This is a genomic window from Streptomyces noursei, assembly GCF_016917755.1.
In the GTDB taxonomy this organism is placed as follows: Bacteria; Actinomycetota; Actinomycetes; order Streptomycetales; family Streptomycetaceae; genus Streptomyces; species Streptomyces yunnanensis.
In genome coordinates this window covers 4,320,900-4,338,257 of record NZ_CP070326.1, presented here as the reverse complement: position 1 = coordinate 4,338,257, position 17,358 = coordinate 4,320,900, and the positions used below count along the sequence as shown (strand labels likewise).

16 protein-coding genes and 1 riboswitch are annotated in these 17,358 nt (G+C 72.2%); of the genes, 12 read left to right on the top strand and 4 right to left on the bottom strand.

Annotated elements, in window-relative coordinates; translation table 11 throughout:
* The first annotated feature begins 226 nt into the window (after window positions 1-226).
* From JNO44_RS19030 to JNO44_RS19010, 5 genes are all read left to right on the top strand, one after another.
* Complete coding sequence (locus tag JNO44_RS19030) at window positions 227-841, top strand: hypothetical protein (RefSeq protein ID WP_205365394.1); 615 nt, start codon at window positions 227-229, stop codon at window positions 839-841.
* Window positions 838-2,544 (top strand): serine/threonine-protein kinase, encoded by a 1,707-nt coding sequence (locus JNO44_RS19025; protein ID WP_205365393.1) that lies wholly within the window; start codon window positions 838-840, stop codon window positions 2,542-2,544. Before JNO44_RS19030 ends, JNO44_RS19025 begins: the two co-directional genes overlap by 4 nt.
* Before the next feature lie 230 nt (window positions 2,545-2,774).
* Window positions 2,775-3,413, top strand: coding sequence for a SurA N-terminal domain-containing protein (locus JNO44_RS19020; protein ID WP_205365392.1), 639 nt, complete (start codon window positions 2,775-2,777; stop codon window positions 3,411-3,413).
* A 101-nt stretch (window positions 3,414-3,514) separates the two neighbouring features.
* Entirely contained in the window at window positions 3,515-4,579 is a 1,065-nt protein-coding gene (locus tag JNO44_RS19015; protein ID WP_205365391.1) for a nucleoside triphosphate pyrophosphohydrolase, read from the top strand.
* Between the two features lie 39 nt (window positions 4,580-4,618).
* Window positions 4,619-6,913 carry a tetratricopeptide repeat protein gene (locus tag JNO44_RS19010; protein ID WP_275695756.1) on the top strand — a complete coding sequence of 765 codons (2,295 nt, stop codon included), beginning with the start codon at window positions 4,619-4,621 and terminating at the stop codon, window positions 6,911-6,913.
* Between the two features lie 232 nt (window positions 6,914-7,145).
* Here JNO44_RS19010 and JNO44_RS19005 read toward each other — a convergent pair whose 3' ends face one another.
* From JNO44_RS19005 to JNO44_RS18995, 3 genes are all read right to left on the bottom strand, one after another.
* Entirely contained in the window at window positions 7,146-7,655 is a 510-nt protein-coding gene (locus JNO44_RS19005; protein WP_205365390.1) for a DUF6879 family protein, read from the bottom strand.
* On the bottom strand, window positions 7,642-7,848 hold the full coding sequence (locus tag JNO44_RS19000) for a hypothetical protein (RefSeq protein WP_205365389.1): 207 nt from the start codon (window positions 7,846-7,848) through the stop codon (window positions 7,642-7,644). Before JNO44_RS19000 ends, JNO44_RS19005 begins: the two co-directional genes overlap by 14 nt.
* Before the next feature lie 119 nt (window positions 7,849-7,967).
* Window positions 7,968-8,324: a hypothetical protein gene (locus JNO44_RS18995; RefSeq protein ID WP_205365388.1), complete on the bottom strand. Its 357-nt coding sequence runs from the start codon at window positions 8,322-8,324 to the stop codon at window positions 7,968-7,970.
* 137 nt (window positions 8,325-8,461) lie between these two features.
* Here JNO44_RS18995 and JNO44_RS18990 point away from each other — a divergent pair, with 137 nt between their 5' ends.
* Both JNO44_RS18990 and JNO44_RS18985 read left to right on the top strand, forming a co-directional pair.
* The gene (locus JNO44_RS18990; protein ID WP_205365387.1) at window positions 8,462-9,286 is read left to right on the top strand and encodes a helix-turn-helix domain-containing protein; all 825 of its coding nucleotides are present in this window, start codon (window positions 8,462-8,464) and stop codon (window positions 9,284-9,286) included.
* Window positions 9,273-9,497 carry a DUF397 domain-containing protein gene (locus tag JNO44_RS18985; protein ID WP_205365386.1) on the top strand — a complete coding sequence of 75 codons (225 nt, stop codon included), beginning with the start codon at window positions 9,273-9,275 and terminating at the stop codon, window positions 9,495-9,497. Before JNO44_RS18990 ends, JNO44_RS18985 begins: the two co-directional genes overlap by 14 nt.
* Here the strand turns inward: JNO44_RS18985 and JNO44_RS18980 are convergent.
* Entirely contained in the window at window positions 9,472-10,773 is a 1,302-nt protein-coding gene (locus JNO44_RS18980; RefSeq protein WP_205365385.1) for an MFS transporter, read from the bottom strand. The genes JNO44_RS18985 and JNO44_RS18980 overlap by 26 nt on opposite strands.
* Before the next feature lie 110 nt (window positions 10,774-10,883).
* On the opposite strand from JNO44_RS18980, the gene JNO44_RS18975 reads away from it, so the two are divergent.
* From JNO44_RS18975 to eno, 5 genes are all read left to right on the top strand, one after another.
* Window positions 10,884-11,759: a LysR family transcriptional regulator gene (locus tag JNO44_RS18975; protein WP_205365384.1), complete on the top strand. Its 876-nt coding sequence runs from the start codon at window positions 10,884-10,886 to the stop codon at window positions 11,757-11,759.
* A gap of 151 nt (window positions 11,760-11,910) precedes the next feature.
* Window positions 11,911-13,185 (top strand): cytochrome P450 family protein, encoded by a 1,275-nt coding sequence (locus JNO44_RS18970; RefSeq protein ID WP_205370057.1) that lies wholly within the window; start codon window positions 11,911-11,913, stop codon window positions 13,183-13,185.
* A gap of 189 nt (window positions 13,186-13,374) precedes the next feature.
* The gene (locus JNO44_RS18965) at window positions 13,375-14,532 is read left to right on the top strand and encodes a LysM peptidoglycan-binding domain-containing protein (RefSeq protein ID WP_205365383.1); all 1,158 of its coding nucleotides are present in this window, start codon (window positions 13,375-13,377) and stop codon (window positions 14,530-14,532) included.
* A gap of 259 nt (window positions 14,533-14,791) precedes the next feature.
* Window positions 14,792-14,961: riboswitch (cyclic di-AMP (ydaO/yuaA leader) on the top strand.
* 7 nt (window positions 14,962-14,968) lie between these two features.
* Entirely contained in the window at window positions 14,969-15,661 is a 693-nt protein-coding gene (locus JNO44_RS18960; protein WP_205365382.1) for a transglycosylase family protein, read from the top strand.
* 273 nt (window positions 15,662-15,934) lie between these two features.
* Entirely contained in the window at window positions 15,935-17,251 is a 1,317-nt protein-coding gene (eno, locus tag JNO44_RS18955; RefSeq protein WP_052286865.1) for a phosphopyruvate hydratase, read from the top strand.
* Window positions 17,252-17,358: the final 107 nt, after the last annotated feature.

Sequence of the window (17,358 nt, the reverse complement as noted above, 5' to 3'; positions counted from 1 at the left end):
GGGCGGCGGACGGACCACCCCGGGGCGCGGACGGAGCCCTCAGGGCCGGCGGATCAACCGGGGCAATCCCTACAACCCTCCACGCGCGCGCAGCGTCGTATATACGCTCGCAAGCACGTGTGCGCACCGGCGGAGCCGCAGCGCACACGGCCACCGAGGGGGTACCGCCCTGTTCGAGGGAGACCCGGCCCGGCCCCGGCCACGAACGATCCGTCAGGAGCAGTTGATGTACGGCCCCGTCCCGTCCCCGCCGCCGCACCGTCCCCCGGGACGCGGGACGGTCCTCACACTGCGGGTGGCCTTCGTGGCCGCCACGGTGCTCAGCCTGGGCTTCCTGGCCTGGGCCGCGATGCTGCGGGCCGCGATCGTGCTGCGCCGGCCGCTGGGCTGGTGGCTCTTCGCCGCCGACCTGGCGCTGTTCGTCGGCACCTGTGTGCTGATCGTCAGCTTCCCGGAGACGGACTGGCGCACCAACGTGGGCGTCGGCCTCCTGCTGCTCCAGATCGCCGCGGTCGTGGCGTACTACCTCGTCGTCGACCTGCGCGCCGAGCAGACGCGCGCCGTGGGCCCGGTCCCGGCGGCGTACCCGGTCGGGGCGTTCCCGCACCCCTACGCCCCGCCGGCGCCCGGCCACCCCCACGTGCCGCCGCACCCGTCCCTGCACGTCCAGGAGACCCAGCCCTTCCCCTCGTACGCCACGACCGGCACCGTCCGGCCCCCGATGCCCCCGCCCGTCGCTCCCCACGCGCCCGAGCACCGCCCGCCGCCGCCCCAGCGCATCGACCAGGTCCGCGCCGAACTCGACGAACTCAGCGACTACCTCCGCAAGGAGGGCCGGTGAACGGGCGGGTCATCGCCGACCGCTACGAACTCTCCGTCCTGCTCGGCCAGGGCGGCATGGGCCAGGTCTGGATCGGCTACGACCGCCGCCTGGACCGCCGGGTCGGCGTCAAGCTGCTCCGCCCCGACCGGGTCGCCGGCACCCCCGACGGCGAGGAGATGCGCCGCCGCTTCGTCCGCGAGTGCCGGGTCACCGCGCAGGTCGACCACCCCGGACTGGTCACCGTCCACGACGCCGGCAGCGACGACGAGGACCTCTACCTCGTCATGCAGTACGTCGACGGCGCCGACCTCTCCGACCACCTCGCCGAGCACGACCCCTACCCCTGGCCGTGGGCGGTCTCCGTCGCCGCCCAACTGTGCGCCGTGCTGGCCGCGGTGCACGCGGTGCCGATCGTCCACCGGGACCTCAAGCCCCGCAACGTCATGATCCGGCCGGACGGCTCGCTGATCGTCCTGGACCTGGGCATCGCCTCCGCCCTGGACACCGACACCACCCGCCTCACGCACACCGGCTCGCCCATCGGCAGCCCGGCCTACATGGCGCCCGAACAGGCCATGGGCGGCGCCGTCGGCCCGTACACCGACCTCTACGCCCTCGGGGTGCTCCTGCACGAACTCCTCAGCGGCGAGGTCCCGTTCGCCGGCTCCACCGCACTCGGCGTCCTGCACCGCCACCTCCACGAGGAGCCGGTGCCGGTCCGTCGGCTCCGCCCCGACGTCCCCGAGGCGCTCGAAACGCTCGTCCTGCACCTGCTCCGCAAGGACCCCCGGGCCCGCCCCGCCGACGCCCAGGAGGTCTACGCGGCCCTCGCCCCCCTCCTGCCCACGTCTGCAGCGGGCCCGCACCCCCCGCCGGCCCCCATGGACCCCACCCGCCCGTTCCGCCAGCCGCACGCCCCCTGGCCACTGCGCCCGGCCGGCTCCGCACCGACCCCGACCGCGCTGGCCGTCCCGCGCGTCCCCGAGCCCGCCCACCCGTCGCCGGCGCCGCCGCGCGGCGGCACGTCCCACCCGGCCGCGGCCCCCGCCCGGGCCGTCCAGGACCCGCGCGCCTCCCTCGCCGGCAACGCCCCCTGGAGCTCCCTGGGCTCCCCGGCGGCGCCCCGCCCCGCGGCCGACCCGCGCACCTCCGCCTCCGGCGGGCCGGACGTCGCCGCCGCCGTCGACGAGGTCAAACTCCTCCTCGACCAGGGCCGCATCACCCGCGCCGTGGACATCCTCGGCGGCATCCTCCCGGCCGCCGCCGAGCGCCACGGCGCGCACTCCCCGGTCGTCCGCACCCTCCGCAAGCAGTACGCGGCCACCCTCATGGACGACGGCCAGTACCGCCGCGCGCTGCCCGAACTCCGCATCCTGGCCGAGGAGTACGGCAAGGAGTCCGGCGCCGGCGCCACCCGCCAGGCCCTCCAGTTCCACCACGACGCCGCCCAGTGCCTGGAACAACTCGGCGAGGTCGCACAGGCCCTGGAGGAGTACCGCGCCCTCCTCCCGTACTTCGAGCACTACGCCGACGACCCCGTCCGCCCCCTGGAGATCCGCCGCTCCATCGGCCATCTGCTGCTGGCCCAGGGCGAACACGGCGCCGCCAAGGAGACCCTCTCCCGCCTCCTGTACGACGCCGAGCGGCTGCACGGCCCGCACCACGCCTTCCCCACGGAGGTCCGCCGGACCCTGTACTGGCTGGGGCAGATGCAGGGGTGATGCCCGGGCGGAGCCGCGCCGCCACGGCGCCGCGGTGCGCCGGCCGGGCGGGCCGGGTGTGTCCGCCGGAACCGACCCCCGCGCGGCTCGTTGGCCGAAGCAGTGGCCTGTGCCACGCCGACTCCCTAGCATCGATCACTCAGGAAAAGGTCGTAGCTAGGTCGCAACAAGGTCGTCATTCCGTACGAGGTAGTCACTCCGTCGCACGATCCGATCTGCCGGGAGGCCATGTGTTCCGCCGTAGGACAGCGCTCTCCGTTTCCGCCGCCGCTCTGCTGGCCGCGACCCCGTTGCTCGCCGCCTGCGGCACCGACACCCACCCCGGTGCCGCCGCCGTCGTCGACGGCAAGCGGATCACCGTCGCCCAGCTCCAGGCCCGGGTGAAGGACGTCCGCGCCGCCCAGGCCACGTCCCCGCAGGGCAAGCAGCTGATCATGAACACCGGCCGGCTCAACCTCTCCACCCTCAACGGCATGATCTTCGACGAGGTGCTGGCCCGCGCCGCCCGGGACGCCGGGGTCACCGTCACCCGCGCCGACATCCAGGACGCCCGGGCCACGGCCGAGGAACGGGCCGGCGGCGCCGCCCGGCTCCGGACGATGTGGCTCCAGCAGGGCATCGCCCCCGACCAGATCGACCAAGTGGTCCGCAACCAGCTCCTGATCGACGGCCTCGCCAAGCACCTGCGCGCCGACCGCGGCCGGCCCGACGGCCAGCGCAGGCTCGTCGACGCGCTCGCCAAGACCTCCCGCGCGATGAGCGTCGACGTCAATCCGCGCTACGGCACGTGGGACGACCAGCAGGTGATCCTCGGTGAGACCAAGGTCCCGTGGATCGTGCCGGCCACCACCCACCAGGAGCAGGTCTAACGCCCGGCCCCTCGGGGCGGGCGGGGGCGGCACGCGGGCGGCCGGGGCACTGGCCGGGGGACTCCCGGTCACTGTCAGTGGCGTGCGTTACGTTCGTTCATGTGAACGCTGACGCCGCTGACGCCACCCCCGCCGCTGCCGGTACCGGCGCCGACCCCGCCCGCCCCGAGGGCGCCGGCACCGGCCGCCTGGTCCTGCTCACGACCAGCCACCGGGTCGCCCCCGGCCTGCTGTCCTGGCCCGCCTGGCAGACCCTGCGCGCCGCCGACCGCGTCCTGTGCGCCGACCCCGACCACCCCCAGCTGCCCTACCTCCGCGAGGCCGGCATCGCGGTGGAGACCGCCGCCCCCACCGCCCGCGAACTGGTCGACTACTGCTCCCCCGTAGCCTCAACGGCACGGGAGGTGCCCCCATCGGATGCCCTTACCGCCGTCGTCCTCACCTCCGCCGAGGGTGAGAGCGCCCTCACCGACGGCCTGGCCCGGCTGGCCGGCTCCGGCCGCGAGACCATGCCCGACCTGGAGCTGCTGCCCGGCTCCTACGACCTCCCCGGCGCCCGCCTGCTCGACCTCGTCCAGGTCATGGACCAGATCCGCGCCGAGTGCCCCTGGAGCAGCATCCGCACCCACCGCGACCTCGCCAAGTACGGCATCGAGGAGGCGTACGAGCTGGTCGAGGCCATCGAGGAGGGCGACCGCGAGGCGCTCCGCGAGGAACTGGGCGATGTCCTCCTCCAAGTGGTCTTCCACTCCCGCATCGCTCAGGACGACCCCGACGCCCCGTTCTCGGTCGACGACGTGGCCGGCACCCTCGTCGAGAAACTGCTCCACCGCCACCCGCACGTCTTCGGCGACGAGCTCGCCGAGACCCCCGAGGACGTCAAGGCCCACTGGCTCCGCACCAAGGCCGAGGAGAAGCAGCGCGACTCGGTCACCGAGGGCATCCCGCTGGCCCAGCCCGGCCTCGCGCTGGCCGCCAAGCTCGCCTCCCGGGTCCGCACGGCCGGCCTCGACGTCCCCCTCCCGTCGGGTGCCGGCATCGGCTACGAGCTCCTCTCCCTGGCCGTCCGCGCCGAGTCCGAGGGCGTGGACCCGGAGGCCGCCCTGAGGGCAGCGGCCCGTGCTTACCGCGATGCGGTGGTGGCGGCCGAGGGGAGTGGTACTTAGTACCGTTGGGGGACTGGGAGTTGAGGGGGAGGGGCCTGGGTGGACGAGGAGTTGGTGGAGCGGGCGGCGAGAGTGATCGGCCGCGCGGCGGGCACCCAGGCATGGGATGACGTCCGGGGGCGCCTGGTGGAGATGTGCCGCCGCGTGCAGGACGACGACGCCACGTTGCTCCCCGAGATGCCGCACGGGCCGGATGCCGACGCCCCGGAGCTCCTGCCCTCGTGGTGGTACTTCCTGTACGAACTGCTGGAGCATGCCCCTGGGGCGGAAACCGAACTCCGCTCCCTCGTCGACGAGTTGTCGGAGCCCGCACCCGCCATGCCTCACAGCTCCAACGGGGCCCCCGCCGCCGTCCGCAACATCGTCTCCGGCGGCACCACCCTCGGCCCCGTGATCCAGGCGAACGCCATCAGCGGCATCACCATCACGGCTGCCGGCTTCCCCGGCGCCCTCCCCGACCCGGAGAGCTGGCCCACGGCCGCGGACCTGGACCCGATCGCCTTCGGGGTGCGCCCCACCCACCGTGTTCGTCTGCACCCGCCCCTCCCTCCCTACGTCCTCCGCGACCGCGATCACGACCTCGACGCGGCGCTGGGACGGGCGCGCGAGGGCGGCGGGCTGGTGCTGCTGCTCGGCGAGCCGTTCACCGGCAAGTCGCGCACGGCGCTGGCGGCGATGGCCAGGGGACCGGCCGGCCGCCGGGTGTTCGCCCCGCCCCGCGGCACGGACCTGCGCGGCCTGCCCGCCCTGTTGCAAGGCCGCCCGGAGCGCTACCTCATCTGGCTCGACGACCTCGACGAACACCTCGGCGAGGGCGGACTGGAGCCGCGCCTGCTGGCCCAGTTGGCGGCCCTGAAGGTCGTCGTGGTCGCCACCATGCGGGAGGACGTCTACGACGCCTGCCGCGCCCAGCCCGGTGGCCGGGTCCTCGACGTGGCCCAGATCGTCGAACTGGCGCGGGAGTGGAGCCCGGCGGAGCGGGAGCGGCTGGCGGGGGAGGCCGCACGCACCGGAGATCCGCGCCTGATAGGTGCCGTCTCGTCCAGTGGGCCGGAGGGCGTTGCCGCGTACCTCGCCCTGAGCCCCCTCCTCTGGGACGAGTGGTGGCGCGCCCGCCGCGCCGATCGCCACCCGCGCGGCCACGCCCTGGTCCGCGCCGCGCTCGACCTCGCCCGCTGTGGCCTCACCGGCCGGCTTCCCATGGACCTGCTCCTCAAGGTCCACGAGGGGTACGCGGACGTGACCGGCATGGAGCGGGAGTCGGCCGACGACGCCCGCGCGTGGGCGGTGGGGCGACGGTACGGGCTGTTGCGACTGCTGGACCGGGTCACGGGGGACACCTGGAGGGCCGCGCCGATCCTCGTCGAGGCGACGGGCCGGCACGAGGAACTGCCGGACGTCCCCGGTCCGGTGTGGGGCTGCGCCCTGGAGGTGGCCCGCACGGACGGGGCGTACGACTACGCCGAGATCGCGGCAAGGGCACGAGTCGCCTTCCAGCGTGCCGCCGACGCCGGGGACACCTCCGCCCTCCACAACCTTGGCCTGCTCGCCGATTCGCTGGGGGAGGGGGACGAAGCCGAGCGCTGGTTCCGGCGGGCGGCCGAGGCCGGGGAGCCGCAGTCGGCGGGCCGGCTCGGCCGGATGCTCGCCGAGCGTGGCGAGGGCAAGTCGGCCGAGCCCTTCCTGGAGACCGCCGCGGAAGCGGGGGACACCGAGGCGGCGACGTTGCTGGGGAAGCTGCTGCGGAAGCGGGCGGCACGTTGGCTGAAGGCGGGGATGGAGGGCGGAAGCGGGGAGGCCGCGCATCTGTTCGGCGACCTGCAACTGGGCAGGGGAGACGTGGACGACGCCTTCGACAGCTATCTGAGGGCGGTCGACGCTGGGTACGCACCGGTCGCCGCGAGCATGGCGAGGGTGAACCAGATATGGAACGACAACGAGTCCGCCACGGTATGGCTGCGTCGCGCCGCCGACGCGGGCGACGTGTGGGCCTCGTCAGTACTCGCGGATTACGTCCGGAAGGAGAACCACACGGAACCCCGCCGAGTGGAGACGGTGGACAGGGCGCTGGATGACATCCATTACGGCGCCGAAAGGGGCCGGGCGCTGGACGCCACCAATCTCGGCGTACTCCTCGAAGAGCGCGACCGCGCCGACGAGGCCCGCCCCTGGTACCTCAAGGGCTACGAACTGGGCGACGCCTACGGCGCGTTCCGCCTCGCCGAGCTCCACAAGAAGGAGGGCGACACTGCCGAGGCCACTGCCTGGTACCGCAAGGCCGCCGACCTGGGCCACCTCGGCGCCAAGCGGGCCCTCGGGGAGTCGTACGGGTAGCGCTTCCCCGCGTGGGTGGGATGGGCAAGGGCAGCCCGGGGAAAGGGCGCCTCAGACGGAATGCGAGAGCCTGGGCACCAGACCGCAGTCGTAAGCCGCTCGCTCAGCAACTCGGCCTCCGAAGGTGGCAGGACCGTCTCCGTATCCGTCACGTGCCGACCACTCCGCGACAGCCATACGGCAATGACGTATTCCGGGGTCTGGAGCAGGCCGGGAATCAACTGCCCTCGGGTCAGTGGTGCCGGCTCCAGTACTCCGCGAACGGGACGGCGTGGGCTTGGGCGGTGTCCCGGTAGCGCCGATAATCGGCGAGCCGGTTGCGGGGGAGGAGTTCCGCCCCGGTGAACTGCCCGGCTTCGGTGTAGTGCATACGGTAGGCGTCGGTGTCGTCAAAGAGCCAGAAGTCGTGATCCGGCAAGCCGGACACCTCTTGCTCCGCGAGGTCGATGACACCGATGGATTCGCCCGCTGTGATGTTCCCCGGGTATGCCGCCAGTTCGTAGCGGAGATAGTCCGTCAGTGGTGAGCGAAGGACGTGCACGCGGGAGACGGACTTCCCTCGGTTCGTCATGGAACGCACCCAAGGGTTGTGGTGCCACCCTGGCGGCATGGGCTTCCCGGCCAGGAACGCTTCGAACTCTTCATGCTCTTCTTGGACGTCGTACACCGCGAGGGTTTCCAACCGGAAGGCCGTCCGCTCGAAGGTCTCAAAGAGTCGGCCGAACTCCTCAGCAGTGAGCACGGAAATCCTCCTCCAGGACCGCGGAAGGAACCATCACGGCCGTTTCTCCCTCGGGCAAATCGAGCTGCGAAAGCCGTTCCGGATCCGTGATGACGTATCCCTGCACCGCGTGGTTCTGAGTGTCTTCCGTACCCCACAGGGTCGGGCATGTGCCGTTCTTGCAATCCGGGTCACCCGACAGCTTGCGTAGCATTCTCGCCCCCTTGCCTCGGCATCCGTCTGTCGGTCCAGAACGGGAAAGTTCCACTGGCCGCCCGCTTTCCGGCCGGGCGGTCTCGTGCACCGGCCGGCTAGCGGACCGAGCCCGTCGGCTCAGGCGGGACGGGCCCCGCCCCGCTCGGCGATCGCCCGGTCGGGGAAGTCCTCGGCGGGCGCGGGCAGGCGGGCGCCCCGGCTCACCGCCACCCGGCGCACATTGCTGAGCGATGCGGTCAAGTCGGCGGCGAGCAGATGGATTTCGCCGGGTGTCCAGGTCCGTTCGCGAAGGACCTGCCGAGCCTCCTCGATGAGCAGGGCCGCCGAGTCGAGCTGTTCCGCCTCCACCCGGTCGGCCATGCGGGAGACATATCCCGTCCCGTCGCCCGCGAGGAGGTAACAGGGCTTCCCCTCCGGGCTGGACCACGGTAGAAGCCGCCCGCCGTCCATGAGCCCCCGATCAGGCTCGGTCATATGTCGTCAACCTCCGTGCGAGGGTTCAGCGCTTCTTCACGCTGTGTGGCCTTTCCCTCACAGGGTGGGGTCTGTTCTGGCTACGCTGGTAGTAGGGCGAGCCTGACAACGCACCTTTCAACTCGGGGAGTTAGCCCATGGATAAGGACAGCCGGCCACGTACCCCCAGGGAGAAGTACGGCGAGGAGCTGAGGATCCGGCGCGTCGCGGCCCACATGACGCAGGAGGCGCTGAGCGAGCGTGTGGTGTGTTCGCCGACGCTGATCAGTCATTTCGAGGCGGGCAGGCGACTTCCGAAGCCGGATGACGCGCAGCGGATCGACCGGGCGCTGGGGGCGGACGGGTTCTTCGTTCGGTGGTTGGAGGACCTGGAGTCGAAGTACACCGACCATTTCGCGGCGGTGGCCGAGTTGGAGCAACAAGCCACGTTGATCCAGTACTTCGCGCTGACGTTGGTCCCCGGTGTGCTCCAGACCGACGACTACGCAGGCGCCCTGTTTCGCGCGTACCGGCCGAACTACACGGCCGAGGAGCTTGATGAGTTCGTCGTCATCCGAACGAAACGCCGCCGCATCCTCGACGGGCCGATGCGGCCTGTCGCCTGGACGTTGCTCGATGAGGCCGTCCTCCGGCGCCCCGTCGGCGGCCCGCAGGTCATGGCCGAGCAGTTGCACAGGATCGCGGACATGACTGAGGAGGGGCGGCTGCGCCTACACGTCCTGCCGTACAACGTGGGGGCACATGCGCTCCAACAGAGTTTGCTCACGCTCATGAGTTTCGAGGACGCGGCTCCCGTGTCGTACGTCGAGGGCTTCGTGACCGGGAACTTGATGGATGATCCGGCCCTGGTGAGTGCCTGCCAGACGGCCTACGCTCTGGCCCTGAGCGACGCGTTGTCGCAGCAGGAGTCACTGGCCCTTGTCAGGGCAGCAGCAGAGGAACACGCGCATGGTCAGCACTAAGGGCATCGTTTTCGACTCGTCCACCCTCGCCGGGTGGTACAAGTCCAGTCACAGTGGTGGTGATCAAGGCGAATGCCTTGAGGTCGCCCGCGGCCACGCCCACATCCCCGTCCGCGACAGCAAGCGCCCCACCGGCCCCGCGCTGATCTTCCCCGCCGCAAGCTGGTCGGCGTTCGTAACCGCCGTCAGGGGCGGGGAGTTCTCCGCCTGAGCCGCTCCGCCGTCCACACCCCCACGGCGGCCGCCGACAGTCCCGCTCCCAGGGTGCAGACGCCGGCCCAGCCGCCCAGGCCCCAGAGCATCGACGTCAGTGCGGAGCCCGCCGCGCCGCCGGCGAAGTAGCTGGTCATGTAGGCCGAGTTGAGGCGGTTGCGGGCCTCGGGGCGGACGCCGTAGATCAGGTTCTGGTTGCTGACGTGCACGGCCTGGACGGCGAGGTCCAGCACGACCACCCCGGCCAGCAGGGCGGTCAGCGACCAGCCGCCGCCGGTGCCGCCGGCCGCGAGCAGGCCCCAGGAGCCCAGGAGCAGGACCGCGCAGACGCCGCTGACGCGGTGCGCCAGTCCCCGGTCGGCCAGCCGGCCGGCCGTCGAGGCGGCGAGCGAACCGGCCGCGCCGACCAGTCCCAGCAGGCCGATCGTCGACTCCTGCCAGCCGTAGGCGGGGCCGGACAGCAGGAAGGCCGCCGCGGTCCACAGCACGCTGAAGGCGGCGAAGGTCAGGGCGCCGAGCGCCGCCCGCCAGCGCAGCACCGGCTCGTGGGCGAACAGCGTCAGCGTCGAGCGGAGCAGGGCCGGGTAGCGCAGTCCGGCGCTGGTGCGCAGGGTCGGCAGGCGCAGCCGCAGCAGGAGTGCGATCAGCAGCATCAGGGCGGCGTTGACCCAGTAGACGGTGCGCCAGCCGCCGAGTTCGGCCAGCAGGCCGGCGGCGGTGCGGGCGAGCAGGATGCCGAGCAGCAGGCCGGTCATGACGGTGCCGACGGTCCGGCCCCGTTCGGCGGGGGCGGACAGGGTGGCCGCGAACGGCATGACGACCTGGGCGGCCACGGAGCTGAGACCGGTCAGGGCGGTGCCGACGAGCAGCAGCGTGCCGTTCGGGGCGCTCGCGGTCACGGTGAGGAAGACGGCGGTCAGGGTGCAGAGGACGACCGCGAGGCGGCGGCGTTCCAGGAGGTCGCCGAGGGGGACGAGGAGGAGCAGGCCGAGCCCGTAGCCGGTCTGGGCGACGGTGACGACCAGTGCGGCGGTGCCGGTGGAGAGGTGGAGGTCGCGACCTATGACGTCCAGGAGGGGTTGGGCGAAGTAGTTGCCGGCGACCGCGAGGCCGGTGGCGACGGACATCAGGAGCAGGGTGCCGCGGCCGAGTCGGGGCGCCGGCGCCGCCGTCGGGTGGCCCGCGGTGCCTCCGGAGCTCGTGGCCGGGGCGGTCTCCGGACTGGTCTCCGGACCGGTTTGCGGGCCGCTTCCTTCGTGTGCGGTGGTTCTCATGGGGTCAAGGATCGGGGCGAGGGCATCGATCGGTCCAACACATGGTTTTCATCGCATCGATCGTGGATTGAGATGGAGGGTGGGGGCGGTGCGCGCCTACGATCGCGCGCATGGAGCTCCAGCAGATGCGGTATGTCGTCGCGGTCGCCGAGACGGGTGGGTTCACCCGGGCCGCGGAGCGCTGTCATGTGGTGCAGTCCGCGCTGAGTCATCAGATCGCCCGCCTGGAGAAGGAGTTGGGGGCGCGGCTCTTCCACCGGACGAGCCGGAGCGTGCGGCTGACCGCCGCCGGGGAAGCTTTCGTTCCGGTCGCCCGGCAGGCGCTCCAGGCCGCCGAGCGGGCCCGCGCGGAGGTGGAGGCGGTGACCGGCGAGGTGCGCGGGCGGCTGGCGGTGGGGGCGATCTCCACCGTGGGGGCGATCGATCTCGCCCGTGAGCTGGGGGCGTTCCGCGCCAGGTACCCGAAGGTCCGGGTGAGCCTGCAGATGGAGATGAGCGATCCGCTGCTGGAGCGGGTGCGGGAGGGCGCGCTGGACGTGGCGTTCGTCGGGCTGGTGCCGGGGGCGCGCGCGGTCGGGGTCCGGGAGAAGGTGCTGGCGCGCGGGGAACTGGTCGCGGTGGTGCCGCCGGAGCATCCGTTGGCCGGGCGGGAGTGGACGACGCTGGGGCGGGTGGCCCGGGAGACGCTGGTGGACTTCACGGCGGGGTCGGCGGCCCGCCGGCAGCGCGAGGAGGCGTTCCGGGCGGCGGGGCTGACGGCGGAGGTGGCGTTCGAGGTGACCACCGTGGAGTTCCTGGCGGAGCTGGTCCGGGCCGGACTCGGCGTCGGCATGGTGCCGGAGGCGTTCGCCGGCAGGCTGGCCGGGCTGCGGACCGTGCGGGTGCGGCCGGCGCCGGAGCGGACCGAGCGGGTGGTGTGGAGCGGGCTGGGGCCGTCGCCGGCCGCGGCGGCGTTCCTGGCGGGGCTGGGCGTGGAGACGGGGTGAGGCCCTGAGGGTGGGGTGGGGCGGGTGTGTCACCGGTTACGGTCGATATGTGCATCAGACGCCCGACGCCCGCCAGGAGACCCGGTCCGACTCCCACCCGGAGACCCGGTCCGACACCCGTCCGGCGGGCGACCCGCCCACCGGTTGCCCGGTGGCCCCGTCTCCGGCCGCCGCCGGCCCCACCCCCGCACTCTTCTCCTGGGAGTTCGCCGCCGACCCGTATCCGGCGTACGCCTGGCTGCGCGAGCACGCGCCGGTGCACCGGACCCGGCTGCCCAGCGGCGTCGAGGCGTGGCTGGTCACCCGTTATCCGGACGCCCGGCAGGCGCTGGCCGACGCCCGGCTGTCGAAGAACCCGGTGCACCACTCCGAGGCCGCCCATAAAAAGGGCAAGACGGGTATTCCGGGCGAACGCAGTGCCAACCTGATGACGCACCTGCTGAACATCGACCCGCCGGACCACACCCGGCTGCGCCGCCTGGTCTCCAAGGCGTTCACCCCGCGCCGGGTCGCCGCGTTCGCGCCGCGCATACAGGAGCTGACCGACCGCCTGATCGACGCCATGATGGAAAAACAGCGCGGCGCGGAGCGGGGGAGCGCGGACCTCATCCACGAGTTCGCGTTCCCGCTGCCGATCTACGCGATCTGCGATCTGCTCGGCGTCCCGCCCGAGGACCAGGACGACTTCCGCGACTGGGCGGGCATGATGATCCGGCACGGCGGCGGGCCGCGCGGCGGGGTCGCCCGCTCCGTCAAGAAGATGCGGGCCTATCTGGCCGAGCTGATCCACCGCAAGCGCGGCGCGCTCGGCGACGACCTGATCTCCGGCCTGATCCGGGCCTCCGACCACGGCGAGCACCTCACCGAGAACGAGGCCGCCGCCATGTGCTTTGTGCTGCTGTTTGCCGGATTTGAGACCACGGTCAATCTGATCGGCAACGGCATCTATGCGCTGCTCCGCCACCCCGCCCAGCGCGAACTGCTCCAGAAGTCGATCGCGGCCGGCGACACCGAGCTGCTCGCCACCGCCGTCGAGGAGCTGCTCCGCTACGACGGGCCGGTGGAGCTGGCCACCTGGCGGTACGCGACCCGGGACCTGACGCTGGGCGGAGCGCGGATCGCCGAGGGGGATCCGGTCCTGGTGGTGCTGGCCGCCGCCGACCGCGATCCGGCGCGCTTCGACGAGCCTGACGTGCTCGACCTCACACGGCGTGACAACCCGCATCTGGGATACGGGCACGGCATCCACTACTGCCTCGGCGCACCCCTGGCGCGCCTCGAAGGACAGACCGCGCTCGCCACTCTGTTGACCCGACTCCCGGACCTCCGGCTTGCGGCGGAACCTGATGATTTGCGCTGGCGCGGCGGGCTCATCATGCGCGGACTGCGCACCCTGCCGGTGGAGTTCACGCCCGAGCGGCCCTGACCAGGAACAGCCGCATAATTGACGATCCGTCAGCTACGTAATCATTGCGTGATCTCCGCTACACCGACTTGTGACTGCCCGTAACCCCGGCTACCTTTCCTCCGACGATCGAGGTCGGCCACGGGTTGCCGCACGGCACCCCTTCCGCCGCCGATCCGACAACTCAACCGCCGCGCGAAAGGCAACCGCATGCGTTCCGGGAACGGCCGGCATCGTCGCCCCCGACAAGCACCGGCCATTTTTGTCACGGCAGGAGTGACCGGCGCGGGCCTGGCCCTGCCGCTGTTCGCGGCGAGCGGCGCGCACGCCGCCGACACGACGACCTGGGACAAGGTCGCGCAGTGCGAGAGCGGCGGGGTGTGGAGCGCCGCCACCGGCAACGGCTTCTACGGCGGTCTCCAGCTCACCCAGGAGATGTGGAACGACTACGGCGGCACCGCCTACGCCTCCCGCCCCGACCTCGCCAGCCGCGCCCAGCAGATAGCCGTGGCCGAGGCGATACTCGACGACCGCGGCCCGGACGCCTTCCCCAGCTGCGCGGTGAACGCCGGACTGACCAAGGACGGCCGCAAGCCCCGCGTCGACCCGGGCCCCACCACCCGCCCCTCGCCGCGGCCGACGCACGGCCACAACGGCGGCGCCTCCGGCGAGGCGGGGGACGACTCCGACACGGCGGGCGGCGACCAGGGCCACCCGAGCCCGGCGACCCGGACGCCGGAGCCGTCCGGCGGCGACTCCGACACGGACCGCGGCCCGGACGTCGGCAGCGGCTCCGACGCCGGCGCGGACGGCCCGCACGCGCCCTCGGCGACCCCGGGGCCGTCGGGCTCCTCGTCCGCCTCGCCCGCCCCGTCCGACTCCGGGGCACCCACCGACTCCCCGTCGGGCTCCCCGTCCGACTCCCCGTCGGGAAGCCCGTCCACCTCTCCGGCGGACCCGTCCGCGCCGTCCGACCCGTCGGGCTCGACGGACCCGGCCGACCCGGCGTCGCCCACCCCGTCCGACTCCACCGCGCCCGGCGGCCAGGACCGGCCCGGCGACCCCGCTACGCCGCCCGCCACCGGCAAGCACCGCGGGACGCCCGGCGGCGGTACGGAGGCCGGCGACGGCCGGGACGGCGGCCGCGGCCGGCACGCCTCCCGCGGCGGCGAGGCGCCCCGCACGCCCCCGGCGGAGGCCGGCAGCTACCGCGTGCGCCCGGGTGACAACCTGTCAGAGATCGCCGTCAGTCATGACCTGCCGGGCGGCTGGCCGGCGCTCTACCACCGCAACCAGGACGTCATCGGCTCCGACGCGGATCTGATCCACCCCGGTCAGGTGCTCGATCTCGGGCGGACGCAGGGGTAGTTACCGGCAGTTCGCCGTCTTTCGCGGCGTTTCGTAAAAGTGAGATATGGCTCTCGTTGCGGGGGATGGGTCCAGACCTGTCCCCCGTTGCCATACCGGGGCCTACCTGCGGAAATGACCCGCGCGGTGATCAAAAACGGTCAACTTGGTTCAGAAGATGGGGTTTGAACACCAACAGGGTTACTGCTTACGGTCAGGACCGCTCGCCAAAGCGGGCCCTTCGATCGCACGCCGAGTCCTGCCGGCGGTCGGAGTCGACGACGCGCAAGCGCCGAAGGCAGGAGCGGGGGACCCAAGGTAAGTGCCGACCCCGCCCGTGAGAGCGGGTCAGTCGGCTTGGGGTGAAGTCGTGTGTGCAGCACACACGACCGGGCAGCTCACACGGCCCGAACCCGACAGCTCACCTCGTAGGCGTCGGTGAGGAAACGAACGCACGATGCTGATCAACAAGGGCAAGCACCGCCGCAGCTCCAAGGCCGTCCGCGTCGCCACCCTGGCCGGTGTCGCCGGCGCCGCCGTCGCCGTTCCGCTGATGGGCGCCACCTCTGCTTCCGCCGCCTCGGTCGCCACCTGGGAGAAGGTCGCCCAGTGCGAGTCCAGCGGCAACTGGTCGATCAACACCGGTAACGGCTACTACGGTGGCCTGCAGTTCTCGAACTCCAGCTGGGCCGCCGCCGGTGGCACCAAGTACGCGGCCCGCGCCGACCTGGCCACCAAGGAACAGCAGATCGCCGTCGCCGAGAAGCTGCTCGCCATGCAGGGCCCGGGTGCCTGGGGCTGCGCCGCTGCCGGTGGTCTGACCTCCGGTGGCCCGGCCGCCGACGTCAACCCCTCCGGCTCCACCGTCAAGAAGAGCCAGGGCACCGAGGCCCGCAAGCAGACCGAGGGCTCCACCAAGAAGTCCGCCCCGGTCCGCGAGAAGGCCGAGAAGAAGGCGGAGAAGGCCCAGCCGGCCGCCCCGCAGCACTCGCACCGCTCCGGTGACACCTACACCGTCAAGTCGGGTGACACCCTCGCCAAGATCGCCAAGGCGCACGGCACCAACTGGAAGGCGCTCTACGCCGCCAACAAGTCCGTCGTCGGCGGCAACCCCAACCTGATCTTCCCGGGCCAGAAGCTCAGCATCTGAGCCGATCCGGCTGCCCGAGAGAGCTGCCCCGCCGCGGCGCGTACCCCCGAGCGCGCCGTGGCGGGGCTTCTCCGTTGCCGGGCCCGGCCCCCCGGGGACGGCCCGGCGCGCGTCGCCCTCCCCGGCGCCCCGAGCGCTCCGGCACGACGTTCCCCGCATAGCGAACAGTGCCCTGAAACCTCCTGTGAACTGGGGTTTTGTTCTGCTTGTTGGGTTTTTTCGTCCCACGGAGCGGGCCACGGGCGAGCGGATCCCCCCGGGGCCGTTAGGCTCATGCCGAGAACTCCAGACACCCCCGAAGGAGACAACGTGCCGTCCATCGACGTCGTCGTAGCCCGCGAAATTCTCGACTCGCGAGGTAATCCCACGGTCGAGGTCGAGGTCGGCCTCGACGACGGCAGCACCGGCCGTGCCGCCGTCCCGTCCGGCGCCTCGACCGGCGCCTTCGAGGCCGTCGAGCTGCGGGACGGTGACCCCAACCGCTACCTCGGCAAGGGCGTGGAGAAGGCCGTCCTGGCCGTCATCGAGCAGATCGGCCCGGAGCTCGTCGGCTACGACGCGACCGAGCAGCGGCTGATCGACCAGGCGATGTTCGACCTGGACGCCACCGACAACAAGGGCTCGCTCGGCGCCAACGCCATCCTCGGCGTCTCCCTCGCCGTCGCGCACGCCGCCTCCGAGGCCAGCGACCTGCCGCTGTTCCGCTACCTCGGTGGCCCGAACGCGCACGTGCTGCCCGTCCCGATGATGAACATCCTGAACGGCGGCTCGCACGCCGACTCCAACGTGGACATCCAGGAGTTCATGATCGCCCCGATCGGCGCGGAGTCCTTCTCCGAGGCGCTGCGCTGGGGCGCCGAGGTCTACCACACCCTCAAGAAGGTGCTGAAGGCCAAGGGCCTGGCCACCGGCCTGGGCGACGAGGGCGGCTTCGCCCCCAACCTCGGCTCCAACCGCGAGGCCCTGGACCTGATCCTGGAGGCCATCAAGGAAGCCGGCTACGCCCCCGGCCAGGACATCGCGCTCGCGCTGGACGTCGCCGCCTCCGAGTTCTACAAGGACGGCAAGTACCAGTTCGAGGGCAAGGAGCGCTCCGCCGCCGAGATGACGGAGTACTACGAGGAGCTGGTGGCGGCCTACCCGCTGGTCTCCATCGAGGACCCGCTGTTCGAGGACGACTGGGCCGGCTGGAAGGTCATCACCGACAAGCTCGGCGCCAAGGTCCAGCTCGTCGGCGACGACCTCTTCGTCACCAACCCCGAGCGCCTCGCCCGCGGCATCGAGGAGGGCTCCGCCAACGCGCTGCTGGTGAAGGTCAACCAGATCGGCTCGCTGACCGAGACCCTGGACGCCGTCGAGCTGGCCCAGCGCAACGGCTTCAAGTGCATGATGTCGCACCGCTCCGGTGAGACCGAGGACGTCACCATCGCCGACCTCGCCGTCGCCACCAACTGCGGCCAGATCAAGACCGGCGCCCCGGCCCGCTCCGAGCGCGTCGCCAAGTACAACCAGCTGCTGCGCATCGAGGAGATCCTCGACGACGCGGCGGTGTACGCCGGCCGCAGCGCGTTCCCGCGCTTCAAGGGCTGAGGCCCGCCCCCCACACCACCGTCCGGCTGAGCTCCCGAGGACTCGACAACGGAGCAAAGCCGGGGTGAAGCGCAGCGTCCCCGGCGCCGGTCCCGTACCGTTGCCGG

Excerpts from the sequence above, each read along its gene's own strand:
- JNO44_RS19030 (WP_205365394.1), top strand. The coding sequence starts at position 227 with ATGTACGGCCCCGTCCCGTCCCCGCCGCCGCACCGTCCCCCGGGACGC.
- JNO44_RS19000 (WP_205365389.1), bottom strand. The coding sequence starts at position 7,848 with ATGCTACGCAAGCTGTCGGGTGACCCGGATTGCAAGAACGGCACATGC.
- JNO44_RS18995 (WP_205365388.1), bottom strand. The coding sequence starts at position 8,324 with ATGACCGAGCCTGATCGGGGGCTCATGGACGGCGGGCGGCTTCTACCG.
- JNO44_RS18990 (WP_205365387.1), top strand. The coding sequence starts at position 8,462 with ATGGATAAGGACAGCCGGCCACGTACCCCCAGGGAGAAGTACGGCGAG.
- JNO44_RS18985 (WP_205365386.1), top strand. The coding sequence starts at position 9,273 with ATGGTCAGCACTAAGGGCATCGTTTTCGACTCGTCCACCCTCGCCGGG.
- JNO44_RS18980 (WP_205365385.1), bottom strand. The coding sequence starts at position 10,773 with ATGAGAACCACCGCACACGAAGGAAGCGGCCCGCAAACCGGTCCGGAG.
- JNO44_RS18975 (WP_205365384.1), top strand. The coding sequence starts at position 10,884 with ATGGAGCTCCAGCAGATGCGGTATGTCGTCGCGGTCGCCGAGACGGGT.
- JNO44_RS18965 (WP_205365383.1), top strand. The coding sequence starts at position 13,375 with ATGCGTTCCGGGAACGGCCGGCATCGTCGCCCCCGACAAGCACCGGCC.
- JNO44_RS18960 (WP_205365382.1), top strand. The coding sequence starts at position 14,969 with ATGCTGATCAACAAGGGCAAGCACCGCCGCAGCTCCAAGGCCGTCCGC.
- eno (WP_052286865.1), top strand. The coding sequence starts at position 15,935 with ATGCCGAGAACTCCAGACACCCCCGAAGGAGACAACGTGCCGTCCATC.